Annotated in this window: 6 protein-coding genes and 1 pseudogene; 2 read left to right on the forward strand and 5 right to left on the reverse strand. The window is 66.7% G+C overall.

Annotation, left to right across the window (positions count from 1 at the left end; genetic code table 11):
• The 5 genes and pseudogenes from WAN02_RS10745 to dop form a co-directional block, all read right to left on the reverse strand.
• Positions 1-494: pseudogene (locus tag WAN02_RS10745) on the reverse strand (hypothetical protein); the annotation flags it as partial.
• Between the two features lie 10 nt (positions 495-504).
• On the reverse strand, positions 505-1,254 hold the full coding sequence (gene prcA / locus WAN02_RS10750; protein ID WP_422264145.1) for a proteasome subunit alpha: 750 nt from the start codon (positions 1,252-1,254) through the stop codon (positions 505-507).
• Positions 1,251-2,138, reverse strand: coding sequence for a proteasome subunit beta (gene prcB, locus WAN02_RS10755; protein WP_422264147.1), 888 nt, complete (start codon positions 2,136-2,138; stop codon positions 1,251-1,253). Before prcB ends, prcA begins: the two co-directional genes overlap by 4 nt.
• The gene (locus WAN02_RS10760; protein WP_043409984.1) at positions 2,135-2,329 is read right to left on the reverse strand and encodes a ubiquitin-like protein Pup; all 195 of its coding nucleotides are present in this window, start codon (positions 2,327-2,329) and stop codon (positions 2,135-2,137) included. The genes prcB and WAN02_RS10760 overlap by 4 nt, the downstream gene beginning before the upstream one ends.
• A gap of 102 nt (positions 2,330-2,431) precedes the next feature.
• The gene (gene dop, locus WAN02_RS10765; RefSeq protein WP_422264148.1) at positions 2,432-3,940 is read right to left on the reverse strand and encodes a pup deamidase/depupylase; all 1,509 of its coding nucleotides are present in this window, start codon (positions 3,938-3,940) and stop codon (positions 2,432-2,434) included.
• Between the two features lie 176 nt (positions 3,941-4,116).
• Between dop and WAN02_RS10770 the strand changes: the two genes are divergently transcribed.
• Positions 4,117-5,304, forward strand: coding sequence for a PP2C family protein-serine/threonine phosphatase (locus WAN02_RS10770; RefSeq protein ID WP_422264151.1), 1,188 nt, complete (start codon positions 4,117-4,119; stop codon positions 5,302-5,304).
• 2 nt (positions 5,305-5,306) lie between these two features.
• The coding region (locus WAN02_RS10775) for a CHASE3 domain-containing protein (protein ID WP_422264150.1) at positions 5,307-5,620 on the forward strand (314 nt) is incomplete at its 3' end.

The following is a 5,620-nucleotide window of genomic DNA, read 5'->3' on the forward strand; positions in this document are numbered from 1 at the left end:
TTCGACAGCAGTCGCTTTCGTGTTGTCAGCGTGCCCGCGGCCGCGCCGGCAACAAACACCACGGCGACGATCACCAGCAGCGCCCAGCCCAGCTGGGGTGGTCCGTGTCCGGACCCCTCCGGGCCGGCGGCAAGGCCGAGCATCGCCAGGCTCGCGCACACCACGGCCACGGCGGCCCACTCGAGGCGTGACAATCGCGTGTGCAGCACCCATGCGGCCACGATCGCGGTGACGGCCAACGATCCGGCGATCGCGGCGGCGACGACGTAGATCGGCACCAACCGCAGCGCCGCGACTTGCAAGATAAAGCCGAGCCCGTCAAGCCCGATGCCGACCAAGTAGCGCCACTGCCGCAACGCCCGCAGTAGCAGGGCCGCGTCCACGCCGGAATCGCTGTCACCGGGATCCACCGACCGGGTCGCCGCGGCCTGCAGCACCGTCGCGGTGCCGTAACACACCGAGCAGCCCAGCGCGAGCAGCAAACCAATCAGCACGAGCCAGAGCCTATTTCGACGATTCCTCAGCCGAGTCGTCGTCCGACTCGGCATCGTCGGGCTCCGGCAGCAGCCGCTCCAGCGCGGCACCGGTGATCCGCCGGAATGCCCGCCGCGGCCGGTTGACGTCGAGGATGGCTACCTCCAGCGTCGTGACGTCCAGGGTGTTGTCGTCGCCGTTGCCGCTGCCCGCCTTCAAGGCGTCGACCGCGATGTGCACCGCGTCGGCCAAATCGGCGTTCTCGGCGTAGGAGTCCTTGAGTGCGGTGGCGATCGGCTCGGTGGTGCCGCCCATCACCACGAAATGCGGCTCGTCAGCGATCGACCCGTCGTAGGTAATCCGGTACAGCTCAGGCGGTTTGGTCTCGCCGTAGTGAGCAACTTCGGCGACGCACAGCTCCACTTCGTACGGTTTGGCCTGTTCGGTGAAGATGGATCCCAGCGTCTGTGCGTACACGTTGGCCAGCTGCCGTCCGGTCACGTCGCGGCGATCGTAGGCGTAGCCGCGGGTGTCGGCGAACTGAATTCCGCCGCGGCGCAGATTGTCGAACTCGTTGAACTTTCCGGCGGCGGCGAAGCCGACTCGGTCGTAGAGTTCGCTGATCTTCTGCAGCGATCGCGACGGGTTCTCCGCAACGAACAGCACACCACCGGAGAAGACCAGTGCGACGACACTGCGGCCTCGCGCAATACCCTTGCGCGCGAGCTCGCTTCGCTCGCGCATCGCCTGCTCGGGCGAGATGAAATACGGGAAACTCATGAATCACTTCCCGCGCGGTTGGCGTCCGGTCCGAAAGTGTCAGCGCGGGAACGTCTTTCGATGACCTCCCGCGCCAACTCGGCGATGCGCGGCTCGGCCACGTTGGCCGCACCGTCGGCGCCGATCGTGACCGCGGTCGGGAAGATCCCGCGGACCAAGTCGGGCCCGCCAGTGGCCGAATCGTCATCGGCCGCGTCGTATAGCGCCTCGACGGCCACTCGTAGCGCCGAATCAGCATCCGTCACTTGTGAATACAACTTCTTGATCGATGATTTCGCGAATATCGATCCCGAACCGACCGACTGGTAGCCCTCTTCTTCCAGGTTCCAGCCACCGGCCGCGTCGAAGGAGACGATGCGGCCCGCCTTCTGCGAGTCAGGATCGTGGATGTCGAAGCCGGCCAACAGCGGCACGGCCACCAGGCCCTGCATCGCCGCAGCGAGGTTGCCGCGCACCATGATCGCCAGTCGGTTCACCTTGCCCGCAAAGGTAAGTGGCACGCCTTCCAGCTTTTCGTAATGCTCGAGCTCGACGGCGTAGAGCCGGGCGAATTCAACGGCGATGGCCGCGGTGCCGGCGATCCCGGTCGCGGTGTAGTCATCGGTGATGTACACCTTCTGCACATCGCGACCCGCGATCATGTTGCCCTGTGTCGAACGCCGGTCGCCGGCCAGCAGGACTCCACCCGGGTATTTCAGCGCGACGATCGTCGTTCCGTGCGGCAGCTGAGAACTCGGCGTGATCGCGTTCGCGCTACCGATGCCCGCGGGCAGCAGCTCGGGCGCCGCATGGCGCAAATAATCAGTGAATGAGGAAAGGCCGCCGGAGGCGGTTCCGGGAAGTGCAGAGTTGGTGGCCAGGCGATCGCGGTTGGGCCAGGTCACTGTCCGCCCTTTTGGACGTATGCGCGGACAAAGTCTTCGGCGTTCTCTTCCAGAACATCGTCGATCTCATCCAGCAGGTCGTCGGTCTCCTCGGTCAGCTTCTCGCGACGCTCCTGGCCCGCGGCCGTGCTGGCAGTGGGGTCGTCGTCATCGCCGCCGCCACCGCCGCGCTTGGTCTGCTCCTGGGCCATCGCTGCCTCCTGCATCGTCATCGGGGGTGAAACACGCCCGTTGTTCTCCACCCTACCGGTCAATAGCGTTATTGCTCAGGCGAAAGCCCGGTGTCCGGCCGCTCAGGTGGTCAGCTGCTCCACCAGTTCGACCGCGCTGTCCACCGAATCCAGCAGCGCTCCGACGTGCGCTTTGCTGCCGCGCAGCGGCTCCAGCGTCGGAATTCGCACCAGCGAATCGCCACCCAGATCGAAAATCACCGAGTCCCAGCTGGCCGCCGCGATGTCGGCGCCGAAGCGGCGCAGGCATTCCCCGCGGAAGTAGGCCCGGGTGTCGGTGGGCGGATTGTCGACCGCGTCGATCACTTGCTGCTCGGTGACCAGACGCTTCATCGAACCGCGCGCGACCAGCCGGTTGTACAGACCTTTGTCCAGCCGGACGTCGGAGTACTGCAGATCGACCAGGTGCAGCCGGGGTGCCGACCAACTCAGGTTCTCCCGGTGCCGGAAGCCTTCCAGGAGTCGCAGCTTGGCCGGCCAGTCCAGCAGCTCGGCGCACTCCATCGGATCGCGCTCGAGTTGATCGAGCACGTGCGCCCAGGTCTCCACGACGTCGGACGCGCGTGCGTCGTGGTCGCGGCCGTCGACCAGCTTCGCCGCCCGGTCCAGGTAAATCCGTTGCAGTGCAAGGGCAGTCAGCTCACGACCATCGGCCAGGGCGACGGTGGCTCGCAGCGACGGGTCACGGCTGACCGCGTGCACGGCGTGCACCGGCCGGGCCAGCGCCAAGTCGCTGAGGTCGATTCCGTGCGCCGGACCGTCCTCGATCAGGTCGAGCACCAGCGCGGTGGTACCGAGCTTGAGATAGGTCGACGTCTCGGAGAGGTTGGCGTCGCCGATGATGACGTGCAGCCGCCGATAGCGGTCGGCGTCGGCGTGCGGCTCGTCGCGGGTGTTGATGATGCCGCGCTTCAGCGTGGTCTCCAGCCCGACCTCGACCTCGATGTAGTCGGACCGCTGCGAAAGCTGGAAGCCCGGCTCGTCGCCGGACGGCCCGATGCCGACCCGGCCGGAGCCGGTGACCACCTGGCGGGACACCAGAAACGGGGTCAGCCCGGCGATGACGGATGAGAACGGCGTCTGCCGGCTCATCAGATAGTTCTCGTGCGAGCCGTAGGAGGCGCCCTTGCCGTCGACGTTGTTCTTGTACAGCTGCAGCTTGGCGGCGCCCGGGACGCTCGCGACATGCCGGGCAGCGGCTTCCATCACCCGCTCGCCGGCCTTGTCCCAGATCACCGCGTCCAGCGGGTCGGTGCACTCGGGGGCGGCGTATTCGGGGTGCGCGTGGTCGACATAGAGCCGCGCACCGTTGGTCAGAATCATGTTGGCGGCGCCGACCTCGTCGGCGTCGACCACCGGGGGCGGACCGGCGGAACGGCTCAGGTCGAAACCACGCGCGTCGCGCAGCGGCGATTCCACCTCGTAATCCCAGCGGGTGCGTTTGGCGCGCTGAATACCGGCGGCGGCGGCATAGGCCAGCACGGCCTGCGTCGAGGTCAGGATCGGGTTGGCGGTCGGGTCCGACGGCGACGAGATGCCGTATTCGACCTCCGTACCGATTATTCGTTGCATGTCCTAAAGCCTAGGCGCGGCGACGATGCGGGCCGAGGTCGACCCGAAATAGGAGCTTTCGGCGATTGGGCGGTGATCCCGGCAAATACCCAGCGTGTGGGTTATCGTTGGCGCGTCGGAGTGCGTGGAGGACATGTTTGATCGAGCCTGTGCTGAACAAACCGGGGTCGATTCCGATGCCGCATAGCCACGTCGCTCCCGCAGCTGATAGGCACTGGCTGTCGCTGCTGCTGATCGAGGACGACCGCGGTGATGCGGTTCTGGTCGAGGAAATGATCGCAGACTCCGGCGCCGACATCCGGGCGGAGTGGGCGCCGTCGTTGGCGCACGCCGAGGGCGCGCTGGCCCGCGAGCGCCCGGATTGCGTGTTGCTGGACCTGCATCTACCGGACGCCACCGGGTTCGACGGCATCGCCCGCGTCACCGAGTGGGATGCCACGCTTCCGGTGGTCGTGCTGACGGAATTGAATGACGAACAATTCGGGGTGTCGGCGGTCGCCAGCGGTGCGCAGGACTACTTGGTCAAGGGGCGGGTCGGACCCGACCTGCTGCGGCGGACCCTGCTGTACGCAATCGAACGTAAGCGTGCCGAGCTCATTGCAGTGGAGCTGCAGGCGAGCGATCTTCGGGCCCGGGAAAATGCGCGGCTGGAACGTGGTCTGCTGCCCTCCCCGCTACTGCTCGAAGGCTCAGAAGTAAACGTGGTGACCCGATACCGGCCCAGCCGCACCAACGCGCTGCTGGGTGGAGACTTCTACGATGTCGTGCAAACGCCGGACCGAACCGTGCACATCGTTATCGGTGACGTCGCCGGGCACGGGCCTGACGAGGCGGCGTTGGGGGCGGCACTGCGGATCGCCTGGCGCACATTGACGTTGAGCGGCATCCACGGTGACGCTGCGATGAGGCAGCTCGAACAGATCCTGCACGCTGAAGGCGCAGGCCGCACCATTTTCGCGACGATGCTCAGCTTGGCAGTCAGTCCCGACAGTCCGCGCGTTATCGCGGTCCGCGCCGGACATCCCGGGATGCTGGTACACGGCCACGGCACCGTGGAATGGGCCGAGCCACCGGCCGGCCCAGCTTTGGGATTCGCCGGTGACGGCTGGCCGGAGTATTCAATGGAACTCCCCGAAGGTGACGGTCTGGTGCTACTCACCGACGGACTGTTCGAGGGGCATTCTGGTCGCGGTGCCGAACGCCTCGGCGAGGACGGTTTACTGGAGCTGGCCCGGTCGCTGGCGGCGCTGCCCGGCCCGGAGTTCGTCGACGCGCTCATCGATCAGGTCGAGGCTCGGGCCCAAACGCATGGCGGGTTCAGCGACGACGTCGCGGTGGTGCGGGTAGAGCGCAGCGTCGGGTGACAATGGGATCGACGGTTCAGGCGGACGCCACCACCGAGGGCCCGCAGCTGGGATCGCGGCTGACGGTCGCGGGCTGGCAGGCCGTGGTGTTGTCGGTCATGGGAATGGTGGTGCTGGCCGGGGCAGCCGCAGGTGCGGTGCTGTTGCACCGCACCGACGCAGTGACGCGTGAGCTGACCGATGACATTCAGCCTGCCCGTGTCTCCGCGTATCAGTTGCAGGGCGCGTTGCGTGACCAGGAAACCGCCCTGCGCGGCTACGTGATTGCCGCCGACCGGCAGTTCCTCGCCCCTTACGTCGACGGGCAACGCGTGGA

This window comes from Mycobacterium sp., assembly GCF_049281135.1.
Taxonomy (GTDB): domain Bacteria; phylum Actinomycetota; class Actinomycetes; order Mycobacteriales; family Mycobacteriaceae; genus Mycobacterium.

Coding starts and splice junctions, on each gene's coding strand:
- prcA (WP_422264145.1), bottom strand. CDS start 1,254: ATGAGTTTCCCGTATTTCATCTCGCCCGAGCAGGCGATGCGCGAGCGA.
- WAN02_RS10760 (WP_043409984.1), bottom strand. CDS start 2,329: ATGGCCCAGGAGCAGACCAAGCGCGGCGGTGGCGGCGGCGATGACGAC.
- dop (WP_422264148.1), bottom strand. CDS start 3,940: ATGCAACGAATAATCGGTACGGAGGTCGAATACGGCATCTCGTCGCCG.
- WAN02_RS10770 (WP_422264151.1), top strand. CDS start 4,117: ATGCCGCATAGCCACGTCGCTCCCGCAGCTGATAGGCACTGGCTGTCG.